This is a genomic window from Vibrio sp. Y10_XG_PY6, from assembly GCF_024181795.1.
GTDB classification, from domain to species: Bacteria; Pseudomonadota; Gammaproteobacteria; order Enterobacterales; family Vibrionaceae; genus Vibrio; species Vibrio diabolicus.
Genome location: NZ_JAMZAQ010000002.1, coordinates 91591 through 107809 on the forward strand (window position 1 = coordinate 91591; position 16219 = coordinate 107809).

Here is a 16219-nt window from a genome sequence, read left to right on the forward strand (position 1 = left end):
CATGGACGGATTGTTAACCCTTTGGGCAGAAACTGGGATCGCTAACTTCGAGTTCGGCCAAATCTGTATGATGCTGGTTGGTTGTACCTTGCTGTTTTTGGCAATCAAAAAAGGCTTTGAGCCTTTACTGTTATTGCCGATTGGTTTTGGTGCTATCTTGGCGAATATTCCAAATGCTGGCTTTACTGAGCCTGGCGGCTTGCTCTACTACGTTTACTACATTGGGATTGAATCGGGTGTGTTCCCGTTGTTGATCTTCATGGGTGTGGGTGCGATGACCGACTTTGGTGCTTTGATCGCAAACCCAAAAACGTTGTGGCTAGGTGCGGCAGCTCAGTTTGGTATTTTTGCGACACTGTTTGGCGCTATTTTGCTCAACTATGTACCTGGTATGGAGTTCTCCATGGCGGATGCATCGTCTATCGCCATCATCGGTGGTGCGGATGGCCCAACGGCGATTTTCTTAGCAAGTAAGTTATCACCAGACCTGCTTGGTGCGATTGCTGTAGCCGCGTACAGCTACATGGCTTTAGTGCCAATCATTCAGCCGCCAATCATGAAGGCGCTAACCACTAAGGAAGAACGTGAGATTCAAATGGCGCAACTGCGTCACGTGGGTAAATGGGAAAAGGTATTGTTCCCGATGGCAGTATTACTCATGACGATTCTTTTCCTACCTTCAGCAACGCCTCTTGTCGGTATGTTCTGTCTTGGTAACTTAATGCGTGAAGCGGGTGTGGTCGATCGTTTATCGAAAACCGCACAAAATGAGCTGATCAACATCGTGACGATCTTCTTGGGCTTAGGGGTTGGCTCGAAGCTGCAAGCGGATCAATTCCTGAACTTAGAAACATTAGGCATTCTAGGGCTTGGTGCGGTTGCGTTTAGTATTGGCACGGGGGCTGGTGTGCTAATGGCTAAGTTGCTGAACAAGTTTTCAAAAGAAGACATCAACCCACTTATCGGTGCGGCTGGCGTTTCTGCGGTACCAATGGCCGCGCGTGTGGTGAACAAGGTCGGCTTACAAGCTAACCCACAAAACTTCTTGTTGATGCATGCGATGGGACCAAACGTTGCAGGTGTATTGGGATCAGCGGTTGCCGCTGGTATCTTGCTAGCACTTGTCGGCTAGTCATTACCGAAAATGGAATGATCAACCAATTTACAAAATCACGATTAACTTCGGTTAACAAAATGGTTTATAGTCAAAGGGATGCTTTCGCATCCCTTTTTGTTTTCTTGCAGGGAATGGTTTATGGAACACAAACAGATCGTTATCACTGAATTTGGTGATGCCAACGTACTCGCGATTCAACATGCTTCTACACCATCACCACAGCCTGGTGAAGTCTTAGTAAAAGTCGCTTTTTCAGGCGTAAATCCTATTGATGTTAAAACTCGAGCCGGACTCGGTTGGGCAGCTGCGCAGAACAAGGATAATTTACCTTGGGTACCAGGTTACGACATCTCAGGAAAAGTCGTGTCCTGTGGAGACGGGGCGTCGCGTTTTAATGATGGTGATGAGGTGGCTGGATTTATCGGTTTCCCAGTCCGAGGCGGTGGGTACAGTCAGTACATATGTGTTCCAGAAGCTGAGTTAAGTCATGTTCCCAGTTCAGTTACTTTAGAGGCTGCAGCAGCATTACCGTTGGCTGGCCAAACTGCGGCACAAGCACTCAGCAAAGCCAATGTGACAGAAAACGATCGCGTACTTATCCTCGCTGGAGCCGGTGGCGTTGGACACCTAGCGGTACAAATCGCGGTCGCGACTAAAGCGGAAGTCTTTACAACCTGCAGTGAACGAAATTTAGACTACCTGGCTACCCTTGGCGCTCACGCAGTGAACTATCAATTTGCACCAGTGTCAGAACGTGTTGAAGACGTTGATGTTTTGATTGATTTAGTAGGTGGAGATGCCGCGTTAGATGCGCTTAAATGCCTGAAAGACGGTGCGAGAGTCATAACCGTTCCAACCATCACGGCTGAGCTGATTTGTGAAAAAGCCAAACTCCTAGGCTTTGAGGCTAACGGCATGTTGGTTGAGCCAGATCCAGCGCAATTAGATACCTTGTTGTACATGGTTGGCGTTGGTTTACTGAAGACTGAAATTCAACAGGTTTATCCGATGAGTGATGTGATTGCTGCTCACCAGCAAGTTGAATCAGGAAGAACCAGAGGCAAGGTGTTGCTTGATATGACATGCTAGAAGCATTTAATACGAGCTTTGAAAGTTTAGCGCTTTGGTTTTCAGATTCAGCATTATGGGTGCTTTTCATGACCGGTTTTCTCAGTGCCACTTTGTTACCTGGTGGTTCTGAGGCGGGCTTAGTTGCCACTCTCTCATTAAATCAATATTCCGTTTCGTCAATTATTATGGTCGCCACTATCGGCAATACGCTTGGTGGCTTAACAAATTATTGGCTTGGCTTGTGGATTCCCAACAAAGCGCAAGAAGAAAAGCACGGTCATACCGCATTAAACTGGCTGTCTAAGTATGGCTATTGGGGATTGTTTTTTAGCTGGTTACCCATAATTGGAGACCCGCTGTGTTTAGCCGCAGGGTGGCTGAGAATGAAGTTTCTGCCTTGCGTGATTTTAATATTTTTAGGAAAGGCTGCCAGGTATAGCTTACTTGTGGCTATCTATCTCGGATTATTTTAAGGAAAGTACATGAAGATGTTTTGGGTTGGCGCGTGCTCACTGTTAGTGATCACGGGCTGTGCATCAAATACGCCAGTTTCATCACTGCCGGAAGGGGTAACTTTCGTCGAGTCGTCGAAAGCGGAAGAAGGCAAAGTTAAGATTCCATACCAAAAGTATAAACTTGATAATGGCTTAACGGTGATCTTAGCTCCTGAAGATTCCGACCCATTGGTCCATGTGGATGTGACTTACCATGTTGGTTCGGCTCGTGAAGAAGTGGGTAAGTCTGGTTTTGCGCATTTCTTTGAGCACATGATGTTCCAAGGTTCAGAGAACGTTGGTGACCAAGAGCACTTCAGAATCATCACAGAGGCTGGCGGCACGTTAAATGGTACGACAAACCGCGATCGTACTAACTACTTTGAAACTGTCCCGGCTAACCAGCTAGAGAAAATGCTGTGGTTAGAGTCTGACCGTATGGGCTTTTTGCTGGATGCGGTTTCTCAACGCAAATTTGAAATTCAGCGTTCAACTGTAAAAAATGAGCGAGCTCAGCGTTACGATAATAGACCTTATGGCTTAATTTGGGAGCGCATGTCTGAAGCGCTATATCCTGAAGGTCATCCGTATTCGTGGCAAACCATTGGTTATGTTGAAGATCTTGACCGTGTTGATGTGAACGATCTCAAAGCGTTTTTCTTGCGTTGGTATGGCCCAAACAATGCGACTATCACGATCGGTGGTGACTTAGACGTTGAACAAACTCTTGAGTGGGTAAATAAGTACTTCGGTTCGATTCCTCGTGGGCCAGAGGTTGAAAATGCGCCGAAACAACCTGCAAAACTGCAAGAAGACAAATACATCACGCTAGAAGATCGCATTCAACAACCGATGGTGATGATCGCGTGGCCAACAACTTACAACGGCGAAGAAAGCCAAGCGTCTCTCGATACGCTATCTGAAGTGCTAGGTGGTGGTACAAACAGCGTGCTCTACCAAGACTTAGTCAAGACTCAAAAAGCCGTCGATGCGGGCTCATTCCATGACTGTGCAGAACTGGCGTGTAACTTTTACGTTTATGCAATGGGTGACTCTGGGGACAAAGGCGACCTATCAAAACTGTACGACGAGCTTTTACAGTCACTTAATCAGTTTGCTGAAAAAGGCGTGACAGAAGATCGCCTTGAACAATTGAAGGGTAAGGCGGAAGCGGATGCTATCTTTGCATTAGAAAGCGTTAAAGGCAAAGTAACGCAGTTGGCATCCAACGAGACATTCTTCGGCGATCCAGACCGTCTTGAGCAACAACTTGAGCAGATCCGCGCAGTGACACCTGTATCGGTAGAAAAAGCGTATACGGATTTTATCCAAGGTAAGAACAAAGTGACCCTAAGCGTGGTACCAAAAGGAAAAACTGACCTTGTCGTAAAACCAGCGACCTTTGTGACGCCAAAGCGCACGCTACCAGAATACGAGAAGATCACTGATGATCAATTGGCGTATCGTCGTGCGACCGATAACTTCGATCGCTCTGTGCAACCGCCTGTAGGGGAGCCAGTGAAAGCGACGATGCCTGAGTTGTACGAGCTTCATTTTAATAATGGCTCGGAGTTGCTTGGCGCGGTTAGCGATGAAACACCAACGGTCATGATGCAGTTTAGTTTACCTGCGGGAACACGTTTTGTTGAAAAGGGCAAAGAAGGTCTTGCCCAATTGACCGCCGCAATGTTGCAAGAAGGCACAACGAAACGTAGTGTCGAAGAGATTCAAGCTGAGCTCGATAAACTAGGTAGTGTCATCTCCGTGAATGCAACGGGCTACACAACAAACATCAGCGTTTCTGCTTTAGAAAAGAACTTAGAGCCGACGTTGAAAATTGTCGAAGAGATGTTGCTGTCTCCTGCATTTAAGCAAGCAGACTTTGAGCGTGTGAAGATGCAAGCTCTAGAAGGTCTTGTGTATGAGCATCAAAACCCAAGTTGGATGGCATCACAAGCGACTCGCCAAGTGCTCTATGGGGATTCGGTCTTTGCTCGACCAAAAGACGGCACGCAAGCAGGTGTCAGTGCACTAACGTTGGATGATGTCCGTGAATTCTACTCGAAGCATTACACGCCACAAAGTGCGCAAATCGTCGTTGTTGGTGACATTGAACAACAGGAAATTGAACAGCAACTGACGTTCTGGAAAAACTGGCAGGATGAAGCTGCGCCATTGTATGCACCGCAAAGCATCGCTGCATTAGGTGAGCAAAAGATCCATCTTGTTGATAAACCAGGTGCACCACAAAGTGTGGTCATGATGGTTCGTCAGGGTATGCCTTACGATGCAACGGGCGATTTTTACCTAAGCCAACTGGCAAACTTCAACTTAGCTGGAAACTTCAATAGCCGCATTAACCAAAACCTACGTGAAGACAAGGGTTACACATACGGCGCTTACGGCTACTTCTCTGGAAATCCAGAAACTGGCTCGGTTGTTTTCACCGCGCAAGTACGAGCGGATGCAACGGTTGCTTCTATCATTGAGATGGAAAATGAGCTAAATGAATACTCGCAGTCAGGAATTACTGATGAAGAGATGAAATTTATGCGTCAAGCGGTCGGTCAAAAAGATGCACTGAAGTATGAAACGCCAACACAAAAAGCGGAACTCATCAGTGATATTCTTAAGTACAACCTCGATCAAGATTACTTGCAGCAAAGAAACGCTATCGTAGAAAAAGTCGATAAGCAGACTTTAAATGCACTGGCTCAAAAGTGGTTTGATCCAAATGACTATCAAATTATCGTCGTTGGTGATGCTAAATCACTGCGTCCTCAATTAGAAAAGTTGGGGAAAGACGTAGAAGAGCTTGAAATCATTCGATAGAGTACACATTTAATAGCGGAGAAACGTTTCTCCGCTATTCATCTAGATAAGCGACTTTTCGTGGGTCATTTATCTAGATGCATTAAATATCAATAACTTAGCTTACGCTTGTCCTTTGTGACAAGTGTCCTGCTCCCAATATAAGCGAACCTCATTTTGACTGATTTTGCTGCGCGACTAAAAAAAGTTGCATCAAACCCCGAAGTATTTAAGCAGTTTGGACGCGGTGTTGAGCGAGAAACTTTGCGCTATCGTCAGGATGGACATCTAGCAACAACACCTCATCCAGAGGGGTTAGGCTCTGCGTTCACAAACCAATGGATCACGACAGATTTTTCTGAATCATTGCTAGAATTCATTACGCCTGTGTCACATGAAATTCCAGAACTGATGGCACAACTGAAAGATATCCATCACTTCACGCAGACAAAAATGGCTGAAGAAAAGATGTGGCCTCTTTCTATGCCATGTTATGTTGGCTCGGAAGAGGATATTCAGCTTGCTCAGTACGGCTCTTCGAATGCAGCAAAAATGAAAACCCTGTACCGAGAAGGCCTAAAACGCCGCTATGGCAGCCTGATGCAAATCATCTCAGGTGTGCATTTTAACTTCTCGTTCCCTGAGACATTTTGGGATGCGCTATTCGGCGAGCAAGATGAACAAGCCCGCCAAGATGCTAAGTCTGATGCCTACTTTGCGCTGATCCGTAACTACTACCGTTTTGGTTGGATGATTCCGTATTTCTTCGGTGCATCGCCAGCGTTATGCGGCTCTTTTATTCAAGGTCGTGAAACCGATCTGCCATTCGAGAAAATTGGCGGCACTTTGTATTTGCCGAAATCGACGTCTTTGCGTTTGAGCGATCTGGGCTACACCAATAGTGCGCAAAGTGTACTGAAAATTGGCTTTAACAGCATTGATCAGTATCTGGAAGGTTTGAGCGATGCGATTCGTCACCCATCAGAAGAGTTTGCGAAAATAGGCGTCAAAGTGGACGGTGAATACCGCCAGCTTAATTCCAATATTTTACAAATTGAGAACGAGCTATACGCTCCAATTCGCCCGAAACGCGTGTCGAAAAGTGGTGAGAAGCCTTCAGATGCGTTACGACGCGGTGGGGTTGAGTACATTGAAGTTCGCTCTCTAGACGTTAACCCATTCAGCGCAGTGGGGTTGGATGAAGAGCAAGTACGATTCCTTGATCTCTTCCTGACTTGGGCGGCCTTGTCAGACTCGGATCCAATGGACAACTGTGAATTAGAGTGTTGGCGCGACAACTGGAACAAAGTCATTGTTTCTGGTCGTGAAAAAGGGCTAATGCTTCAAATTGGTTGCCAAGGTGAACGTCTATCTCTGCAAGATTGGGCGCATCGAGTGTTTGTCGAGTTGCGTCAGATAGCACAGCAAATGGATATGGCTGCTGGTGGCAGTGCATACCAAGATGTGTGTAATAAACTCGAGACATGGATTGATAACCCAGAACTAACGATTTCAGGTCAACTTTTAGAGCTGACGAAAGAGCTTGGTGGGTTAGGTAAAGTCGGCTGTGCGCTTGGCATGAAGTACCGCGAGGAAAATCTAGCTCACGGTTATCAGTACTACTCGCAAGATACGATGGAAACGGAAGTGGCGTCGTCAGTAGAAAAGCAAAAGCAAGCGGAACAAAGTGACACGCTATCTTTTGATGATTTTTTGGAAGATTACTTTGCTTATCTGAAGCAGTAGTGAATAGGTAAAGGTTGGGTGGGATTGAACATTAAACCGTTAGTAGTATCGGTACTCGGAAGCATGTTACTTGCAGGTTGTGCCACGGCACCGCCAAAGCAGCAGAATAATTTATGTGAGATATTTCGAGAGAAATCCGGCTGGTATGATGATGCCAAAGATATGGAAGAAAAGTGGGGAACCCCCATTCATGTCGCTATGGCTATCATTAAACAAGAAAGCAGCTTTCGGCACGATGCGAAACCACCCAAAGACTATTTATTGGGATTTATCCCTTGGGGACGAGTCAGCAGTGCGTATGGTTACGCTCAAGCTCAAGATCCTGCTTGGGAAGATTTCCAAGATGCGACGGGTCAGGGCGGTTCTCGTACCAACTTTGATGATTCAATGATGTTTGTCGGTTGGTATACTCACGAAACGAGGCGCCAACTAGGGATTTCGTTATGGGACCCATACAGTCAATATCTGGCTTATCATGAAGGTCGAGGTGGGTACAAGCGAGGTACTTATAAGCGAAAGCCCAGCTTGCTCAAAGTCGCTCGACGTGTTGAACAAACTGCAAAAACTTATGGCTGGCAGCTGAAGCAATGTCGTCAGGAATTGGAAGACAACAGCAGCTGGTTCTTTTAACCTACAGCCTGTTTATGTGCTGTAGGGATGAATGACATTTATCCAGTACCGAGAGGTATTGGAGTTACAATCAGGAGAGATGTAATGCCTTTACTCGATAGTTTTACCGTGGACCACACTCGCATGAATGCACCGGCAGTGCGAGTGGCGAAGACCATGCAGACCCCAAAAGGGGACACGATTACTGTCTTCGATTTACGCTTTACCGCGCCAAACAAAGACATCCTTTCTGAAAAAGGTATTCATACGCTAGAGCACCTTTATGCCGGCTTTATGCGCAATCATCTTAACAGCGATTCTGTTGAGATCATCGATATTTCGCCTATGGGTTGCCGCACGGGCTTTTACATGAGTCTGATTGGCACTCCATCAGAGCAGCAAGTAGCGGATGCTTGGATTGCGGCCATGGAAGACGTACTAAAGGTAGAAAGCCAGAACAAGATCCCTGAACTCAACGAATACCAATGTGGCACGGCAGCGATGCACTCTTTAGAAGAAGCACAACAGATCGCCAAGAGCATTTTGGATGCTGGTGTATCGGTGAACAAAAATGATGAACTTGCTTTGCCTGAATCGATGCTAAAAGAGCTGCGCATCGACTAGTTGCTAAAAACTTATCAAGAAGCATATTTATCCAGAAACAAAAAGAGCCTGATCATGTCAGGCTCTTTTCTTACCTGTACAAAAAATAGGACCGCATGGTCCTATTTTTTTGTTTTTATTTCTTATCGTGAGTTGTAGATAGGGGCTATTTTTTCTTTTTAGGATAAACACGAACGAGCTTGATGCGGTTTTCTTCAATCTCAACAAGCTCCATTGGATGACCCGCCACTCTCACGCTTAAATGGCTCTCTGGAATATCTTCCAGGTGCTCCAAAATAAGACCGTTTAACGTTCTTGGGCCATCCGTTGGTAAATCCCATTTCAGGCCTTTATTGATATCTCGGATATTGGTGCTGCCTTCAATGAGGAAGCTTCCGTCACCTTGAGGACTGATTTCATCAGAAAGGCTTGGAGAAATCGAGGTCGTGAACTCGCCAATGATCTCTTCCAGAATATCTTCCAATGTCACCAAGCCAATAATGTCGCCATATTCATCAACAATTAGACCAATGCGCTGTTTATTGCGTTGAAACTTTAACATTTGCACGTTCAGTGGCGTACCTTCCGGGATGTAATAGACTTCATCCGCGGCACGTAATAGCGTCTCTTTATTGAACTCGTTTTTTTCTAGCATCAGGCGGTAAGCTTCACGCAGGCGCAGCATGCCAACCACTTCATCAATTTGGTCACGATAAAAAACAATGCGTCCATGTGGTGAGTGGGTAAGCTGACGAACGATGGATTTCCAGTCATCATTAATATCGATACCGGTAATCTCATTACGTGGCACCATGATATCGTTCACAGTGACGTGCTCAAGATCCAAAATAGATACCAACATGTCTTGGTGTCGGCGAGGGATCAAGCCGCCAGCTTCGTTTACTACGGTACGCAGCTCATCGGAACTAAGATGGTCTTCTACTGAGTGATCGGCTTTTACGCCAAGTAAACGAATAAAGCCATTCGTAATAAAGTTAACGAGCATCACCAAAGGCGATAGTAACTTCATCAATATGGTCAGTAGGATACTGCTTGCGTAAGACACGCGTTCAGGGTACAGCGCTGCAATTGTTTTTGGGGTAACTTCAGCAAAAACCAATACAACCATAGTCAGTGCACCGGTTGCGATGGCGACACCTAAATCACCATACAAACGCATACCAATAATGGTCGCGATAGCGGACGCGAGAATATTAACGAGGTTGTTGCCGATAAGAATAAGACCAATCAAACGATCTGGACGGTCTAATAGTTTTTCGACTCGCTTAGCGCCTTTATGCCCATTTTTGGCTAAGTGCTTTAAGCGATAACGGTTCAGAGACATCATCCCTGTTTCTGAGCCGGAAAAGTAACCTGATATGACGATAAGACACGCGAGTAGCGCAAACAAGATACCCGTAGAGATGTCGTCCAAAACGTTGCTGTTCCTTGTAAGTATTGGGTTATATAACGGTTGAGTAAGTCCGTTAAGTCAAAGGGTTGAGGCGTACTGTATTTTATCTAGCCTAAAATATAAAGGATAGGAGCCCTAGAGCTCCTTAATTCAAGATGATTTCTTTCACAAAGCGACTGCCAAAATACGCCAGAGTTAACAGCGTTGCCCCTGCGACAGCGAACCAAGTAACTTTTCTACCACGCCAACCTTTTTGATAATGACCCCAAAGCAGTATTGAGTACACAATCCAAGCGATGAAAGAAAGAATGCCTTTATGCGCTTTACCTTGAGCAAACATATCCTGCACAAAGACAAAGCCAGTAATGAGCGTGCCAGTTAACAATAAGTTACCGATCAAAATGATTTTGAATAGCTGACGCTCTACCATTAATAAAGGCGGCAGGTTTGGGTTAATCGCCAAAGATTTTTTTGTTTTCAGTTTGTGATCCAACCAAGCCAGCTGAAGTGCGTAGAGTGCACCGATAGTTAAAGTTGCGTATGAGAACAGCGCAAAAGAAATGTGAATGAGTAGCTTAGGGTCATTCTCTAGGTGCTTGATAAACGTGCTTGGCAAAAATGTGGCAGCAGATAAATTGATGGCAGCAAAGCTATAAACGACAGGCAATAAAAACCACAACCGATTTTTCAACATAGCAAGGCTCATGACCAGAGAAATAATAAAACTGATCAAAGAGGCTACGTTTAGAATACTAAGGTTTTGACCTGAACCATCAAAAATCAGATCACTCAAAATCCACGCATGAAAAACAAGCGCACAGGCAGCACTAGCAAACACTGTTTTTGCTTTGATTCCTGACTGCTGTGAGAGTCCGGGTATGATGGTCGCAATCGCCAAAACATAAAGTATGGCGGCCGCGATGGCTATTAAGCTATCCATGAATCCTAAATATTATTGTGCACAATGAGGAAATTATACCTTGCATTACACTTTGGGGCTACGTTATATCCGACATCAATCGTGAGAGATGAGATATTGAAATTAATAAGTTACCGCACCATATAGAAATAGAGACAAGAATAGAGCAGCGGTACGGGTATGACTCAGACCTTGGCTAATGTATACTCACACTAATTAATCGCCATTTTAGCGAAGAGACAAAGATGTTTGAGAATTTAACGGATCGATTATCCAAAACGCTGAAAAATATCAGTGGCAAAGGTCGTCTGACCGAAGACAACATTAAAGAGACCCTACGTGAAGTACGAATGGCCTTACTTGAAGCTGACGTTGCGCTTCCGGTTGTTCGTGAATTTGTTAACCGCGTTAAAGAAAAAGCGGTAGGTGTAGAAGTTTCTAAATCTCTGACTCCAGGTCAGGAATTTATCAAGATCGTTCAAACAGAACTTGAAGCCGTAATGGGTGAGTCGAATGAGGCGCTAAACCTTGCCGCTCAACCACCTGCTGTGCTTCTTATGGCGGGTCTACAAGGTGCGGGTAAAACCACATCGGTAGGTAAGCTATCTAAGCTTTTAAAAGAACGTGACAAGAAGAAAGTCTTGGTTGTGTCTGCCGACGTTTACCGCCCTGCTGCAATCAAGCAGCTTGAAACGCTGGCATCAGACATCGGTGTTGACTTCTTCCCATCATCACCAGACCAGAAGCCTATTGATATCGCCAATGCAGCGATTGACCATGCGAAGAAAAAATTCTACGACGTATTGATTGTCGATACCGCAGGTCGCTTGGCGATTGATGAAGAGATGATGGGGGAGATCAAAGATCTTCACGCAGCTATCAACCCAGTAGAAACGCTATTTGTTGTTGACGCTATGACGGGTCAAGACGCAGCAAATACAGCAAAAGCCTTTGGCGATGCGCTACCTCTTACCGGTGTAGTTCTAACTAAAGTTGATGGTGATGCTCGTGGTGGTGCGGCACTGTCAGTACGCCATGTAACGGGCAAACCAATCAAATTCTTGGGTGTCGGTGAAAAAACTGACGCGCTAGAACCGTTCCATCCAGATCGTGTTGCTTCACGTATTCTTGGTATGGGTGACGTTCTGTCTTTAATTGAAGACCTACAACGCAACGTTGACCAAGAAAAAGCAGAAAAGCTGGCGAAGAAGTTCAAAGAGAAGAAAGGTTTCGACCTTGAAGATTTCCGTGAACAGCTAGGCCAGATGCAAAACATGGGCGGCATGATGGGCATGATGGATAAGCTTCCTGGCATGTCTCAGCTACCAGACAATGTGAAAGACAAAGTCGATGACAAAATGTTCAAGCAGATGGAAGCGATCATCAGCTCCATGACAATGAAAGAACGTCAACGCCCAGAGATTATCAAAGGCTCACGCAAGAAACGTATTGCGGCTGGTTCTGGTGTGCAGGTTCAAGACGTAAACCGCTTACTAAAACAGTTCACCCAAATGCAGAAGATGATGAAAAAGATGCAAAAAGGTGGCATGAAAGGCATGATGCGCAACATGCAAGGCATGATGGGCGGCATGGGTGGAGGCGGTGGCTTCAACCCATTTGGTCGTTAATTAATCGATCACGCATAGATTCAGGGTGTTAGGTACGTCACAAACTTTAAATTCAATTTATGTTGGTGAAAAAGTAACTAAACTCCTTGCATTGCTCCGGGAGAAGAGTAAAATTCCGGAGCTTTATTTTGGCACGAGACCCCAAACTATTTAATTTCTTGAATGGTTTTTGGGGTTAATTTTATTTTTGAGAAAGCAAAGAGGACGACATGGTAACCATTCGTTTGGCACGTCACGGCGCTAAAAAGCGTCCATTTTATCAAATCGTAGTAGCGGACAGCCGCAACGCTGCAACTGGCCGTTTCATCGAGAAAGTTGGTTTCTTTAACCCAACTGCTAAAGGTCAAGAAGAAGGTCTACGTCTAGACCTAGACCGCGTTAACCACTGGGTTGGTCAAGGCGCGTCTGTATCTGACCGCGTTGCTAAGCTAGTTAAAGACGCTCAAAAAGCGGCTTAATTTTTTACTTGAAAAGTAGAAACTAGTTTATGTCGATGAAAGGTAAAGAAACAATGAGCAACGAAAAGATTGTTGTAGGCAAGTTTGGTGCTACTTACGGCATTCGAGGTTGGCTTAAGGTTTTTTCCTACACAGACAATGCTGAAAGCATTTTCGATTACAGCCCTTGGTACATTAACCAAAAGGGTAAGTGGGTTGAGTACAAAGTAGAAAGCTGGAAGCGCCATAACAAAGGTATGGTGGCTAAGCTGGAAGGCATGGATGTTCGTGAAGACGCGCATCTAATGACGAACTTTGAAATTGCTATTGACCCTGCGGTACTTCCTGAATTGTCAGAAGATGAGTTCTACTGGCGCGAATTGTTTGGGATGCAAGTTGTAACCACTAAAGGTTACGATCTAGGTGTCGTTACTGACATGCTAGAAACTGGCTCAAACGATGTTCTGGTTGTTAAAGCAAATCTTAAAGATGCTTTCGGGCAGAAGGAACGATTAATTCCGTTCCTTGAAGAGCAAGTGATCATTAATGTTGATCGCGAAGCTCAACGGATCGAAGTTGACTGGGATCCTGGATTCTAATCTCCAAAATTACAGAGCGAGATAAACATGTGGGTTGGCGTTATTAGCCTTTTTCCAGAAATGTTCCGTTCTGTTACTGATTTTGGAGTAACAGGTCAAGCGGTTAAAAAAGGTCTTTTGTCGATTGAGACTTGGAATCCTAGAGATTTCACTCACGACAAACATCGCACAGTCGATGACCGACCTTACGGTGGTGGCCCTGGTATGTTAATGATGGTTCAGCCTTTGCGCGATGCCATTCATACCGCGAAAGCAGCCTCACCGGGCAAGACGAAAGTCATCTACCTTTCTCCTCAAGGTCGCAAGCTCGACCAGAAAGGAGTAGAAGAACTGGCAACAAATGAGAACTTGCTTCTGATTTGTGGTCGTTACGAAGGGATAGATGAGCGCATCATTCAATCTGAAGTCGACGAAGAATGGTCGATTGGTGATTTTGTGATGACGGGTGGTGAGATACCAGCCATGACGTTAATCGATTCTGTCTCTCGGTTTGTTCCGGGTGTACTAGGGGATTTCGCGTCAGCAGAAGAAGACTCTTTTGCAAATGGCTTGTTAGATTGCCCTCACTATACGCGTCCAGAAGTGTTGGATGACAAAGAGGTACCAGCGGTACTGATGTCAGGCAATCACAAGGACATTCGTCAATGGCGACTAAAACAGTCGCTGGGCCGAACTTGGCTTAGAAGACCAGAGCTCCTGGAAAACCTAGCTCTGACTGACGAACAGGAACAATTACTTGCTGAGTTCATTAGTGAACATAACGCAAAGTAACCTAATTTATTTAGTATCAGTTTATTCTAGGAATTTAAAAAATGAGTAACATCATCAAAGCTCTTGAAGAAGAGCAAATGAAATCAGACCTACCTAAATTTGCACCAGGTGACACTGTTGTAGTTCAAGTTAAGGTAAAAGAAGGTGACCGTGAGCGTCTACAGGCTTTCGAAGGCGTTGTAATCGCAATCCGTAACCGTGGTCTACACTCTGCTTTCACTGTACGTAAAATCTCTAACGGTGAAGGTGTTGAGCGTACGTTCCAAACACACTCTCCAATCGTTGATAGCATCGAAGTTAAACGCCGTGGTGCAGTACGTCGTGCCAAGTTGTACTACCTACGTGAGCGTTCTGGTAAGTCTGCTCGTATCAAAGAGAAACTTGCTAAGAAGTAATGCTATAACTAGCGTTCTCATCTTAAACGGAGTCCTTTTAGGGCTCCGTTTTTTTATTTGTGTAATTAGCTTGCTCGTTTTCCTTTCATCCGACCTGTACTGCCGATGCTCATGCACTGGCATATACTCCGCGCCTCTGCCTTGCTCGAATAAAAATAGCTTTGCTAGATCATCAAAATAGTCAGAGTTGAAAAGGGGTGAATGAATACCGATTGCAGACCGCAATGGTTAAAATTCATCATTCTGAACAGCGACGAAGGAGCGTGATTCAGAATCTACTAGCCGAAAGCGCTAGTGTTTAAGTCGTTACTTCAGAAGTGTCCTTGCTGTGAGTGGATTCCTGATGTCGTTATGGTTCCTCGGAATGATGGCAAATGATGACCAAAGATTACAGGGCTCCGCGGTTAAAATTCGTCACTCTGGACAGCGACGAAAGAGCGTGATTCAGACTCCCCAAGAAGGAGCCTAGGATATTCCTTTACCCTAGGCCTCAATTTAATACTGGTCTTCAGACCAGCCATCACTGTCGGACATATCGGGGGCGCCTGGGATGGTGTTTTCTTCATCTGCCCATTCACCAAAATCAATCATTTGGCATTGTTTACTGCAGAAAGGGCGATGAGGACTTTGTTCTCCCCATTCTACGTCGGCGCCACATTGTGGGCATTGAACGATGGTAATTTTAGACATAGTTGAGCGTCCCATTACTAATTGGTGTTAAAGGGTAGTATACCTAAATGAATTCAAGATGGCTTATTCAACGCGCTATTGCTGCTACGAAATTTTATCCAATATACGCACAATAAAGCGTTGAATTTTAGATTGTGGGGGTGAGGCTTAGTGTCGTCTTAGCTGCACACAGCAAGTTCAAACTCAATATCTTGTGTGCACGCTTGACCGTTTTCAAACGACATAAACTTTATCGCAAAGCGGTTTTTATGGCCAGAAATCATAGGATAAACGCCATATTCCATTGGGATGTGGAGCCTTAGAATATTGGCTTCATCAGCGTCACTTTGGAAGAAACCCGCACGACCGATTTGAGCTTTGAAATGTCCGGTCTCTCTGGTGAGTTTCAACCATAGCGAAAGCGCATCAGATAAGGGCTTTAAGCTTACTTGCCACTGCTGTGCATCATGCTTTTTACGTTCAATGGGTAGGTGAAGCCAGTAATGTAACGCTGGCAAATCAAAACAGCATGAACCACCCGGTAGATTAAAGCGTTGGCGGATAGAGCTTAAGAAGCGATCTTCTTTTAGTGCTTGACCAAAACGCTCTGCACCCATCAGTTGGCTATGAACGACATCTATCTCTTGTAGTAGGGTATTTAATGCGTCTTGATCGACGCCATCAACATTTAGCCAATGGCGGTACGACAGTCGTTGTTTCTCTAAATCTTTGGCCAGTTCACTTTTTAGCTGGATCTGTTCGAAGATTTCAACCATATCGAATAACGCACGGAAAAACAGTTGGTACTGGTGATTTTCGCTAAACCCAGAGGCCAAGTGAGCCTGACGCAGCAGAGACTCCACTCTTAGATAAATACGAGTTTTCTCATTTAACGGATGTTCAAATTTGTGCGTGGTCATCGACATAAGCCTTTGT

At 45.1% G+C, this 16219-nt stretch carries 16 protein-coding genes; 12 read left to right on the plus strand and 4 right to left on the minus strand.

Annotated features, from left to right (window positions below):
* Window position 1: 1 nt before the first annotated feature.
* The 7 genes from NL644_RS08805 (at window position 2) to luxS (ending at window position 8472) form a co-directional block, all read left to right on the plus strand.
* A complete protein-coding gene (locus tag NL644_RS08805; RefSeq protein WP_005396706.1) occupies window positions 2–1132 on the plus strand; it encodes a sodium ion-translocating decarboxylase subunit beta in 1131 nt (376 codons plus the stop codon).
* Window positions 1133–1255: 123 nt separating this feature from the next.
* Window positions 1256–2206, plus strand: coding sequence for an NADP-dependent oxidoreductase (locus NL644_RS08810; RefSeq protein WP_012841414.1), 951 nt, complete (start codon window positions 1256–1258; stop codon window positions 2204–2206).
* On the plus strand, window positions 2200–2661 hold the full coding sequence (locus NL644_RS08815; protein ID WP_253658321.1) for a YqaA family protein: 462 nt from the start codon (window positions 2200–2202) through the stop codon (window positions 2659–2661). Before NL644_RS08810 ends, NL644_RS08815 begins: the two co-directional genes overlap by 7 nt.
* Before the next feature lie 9 nt (window positions 2662–2670).
* Window positions 2671–5514, plus strand: a complete 2844-nt coding sequence (locus NL644_RS08820; protein ID WP_253658322.1) for a pitrilysin family protein — start codon at window positions 2671–2673, stop codon at window positions 5512–5514.
* 156 nt (window positions 5515–5670) lie between these two features.
* Window positions 5671–7239: a glutamate--cysteine ligase gene (gene gshA, locus NL644_RS08825; RefSeq protein ID WP_225462023.1), complete on the plus strand. Its 1569-nt coding sequence runs from the start codon at window positions 5671–5673 to the stop codon at window positions 7237–7239.
* Between the two features lie 24 nt (window positions 7240–7263).
* Window positions 7264–7869, plus strand: a complete 606-nt coding sequence (locus tag NL644_RS08830) for a hypothetical protein (RefSeq protein ID WP_170891673.1) — start codon at window positions 7264–7266, stop codon at window positions 7867–7869.
* An 84-nt stretch (window positions 7870–7953) separates the two neighbouring features.
* Window positions 7954–8472, plus strand: coding sequence for an S-ribosylhomocysteine lyase (luxS, locus tag NL644_RS08835; protein ID WP_005396698.1), 519 nt, complete (start codon window positions 7954–7956; stop codon window positions 8470–8472).
* Window positions 8473–8617: 145 nt separating this feature from the next.
* Here luxS and NL644_RS08840 read toward each other — a convergent pair whose 3' ends face one another.
* Both NL644_RS08840 and NL644_RS08845 read right to left on the minus strand, forming a co-directional pair.
* Window positions 8618–9886, minus strand: coding sequence for an HlyC/CorC family transporter (locus NL644_RS08840; protein ID WP_047008981.1), 1269 nt, complete (start codon window positions 9884–9886; stop codon window positions 8618–8620).
* A gap of 124 nt (window positions 9887–10010) precedes the next feature.
* Window positions 10011–10805, minus strand: coding sequence for an inner membrane protein YpjD (locus tag NL644_RS08845; RefSeq protein WP_005396694.1), 795 nt, complete (start codon window positions 10803–10805; stop codon window positions 10011–10013).
* Window positions 10806–11029: 224 nt separating this feature from the next.
* Between NL644_RS08845 and ffh the strand changes: the two genes are divergently transcribed.
* The 5 genes from ffh to rplS all read left to right on the plus strand — a co-directional run bounded on the left by ffh (window position 11030) and on the right by rplS (window position 14614).
* Complete coding sequence (ffh, locus tag NL644_RS08850; protein WP_005385423.1) at window positions 11030–12412, plus strand: signal recognition particle protein; 1383 nt, start codon at window positions 11030–11032, stop codon at window positions 12410–12412.
* A gap of 209 nt (window positions 12413–12621) precedes the next feature.
* Window positions 12622–12870 (plus strand): 30S ribosomal protein S16, encoded by a 249-nt coding sequence (rpsP, locus tag NL644_RS08855; RefSeq protein WP_005379962.1) that lies wholly within the window; start codon window positions 12622–12624, stop codon window positions 12868–12870.
* Between the two features lie 29 nt (window positions 12871–12899).
* Window positions 12900–13448 carry a ribosome maturation factor RimM gene (gene rimM, locus NL644_RS08860; RefSeq protein WP_005379964.1) on the plus strand — a complete coding sequence of 183 codons (549 nt, stop codon included), beginning with the start codon at window positions 12900–12902 and terminating at the stop codon, window positions 13446–13448.
* A gap of 27 nt (window positions 13449–13475) precedes the next feature.
* Window positions 13476–14219 carry a tRNA (guanosine(37)-N1)-methyltransferase TrmD gene (gene trmD, locus NL644_RS08865; RefSeq protein ID WP_085342646.1) on the plus strand — a complete coding sequence of 248 codons (744 nt, stop codon included), beginning with the start codon at window positions 13476–13478 and terminating at the stop codon, window positions 14217–14219.
* 41 nt (window positions 14220–14260) lie between these two features.
* Complete coding sequence (gene rplS, locus NL644_RS08870) at window positions 14261–14614, plus strand: 50S ribosomal protein L19 (protein ID WP_005379971.1); 354 nt, start codon at window positions 14261–14263, stop codon at window positions 14612–14614.
* Window positions 14615–15109: 495 nt separating this feature from the next.
* Here rplS and yacG read toward each other — a convergent pair whose 3' ends face one another.
* Both yacG and zapD read right to left on the minus strand, forming a co-directional pair.
* Window positions 15110–15304, minus strand: a complete 195-nt coding sequence (gene yacG / locus NL644_RS08875) for a DNA gyrase inhibitor YacG (protein WP_005396692.1) — start codon at window positions 15302–15304, stop codon at window positions 15110–15112.
* Window positions 15305–15462: 158 nt separating this feature from the next.
* Window positions 15463–16203 (minus strand): cell division protein ZapD, encoded by a 741-nt coding sequence (gene zapD / locus NL644_RS08880; protein WP_012841416.1) that lies wholly within the window; start codon window positions 16201–16203, stop codon window positions 15463–15465.
* Window positions 16204–16219 lie beyond the last annotated feature (16 nt).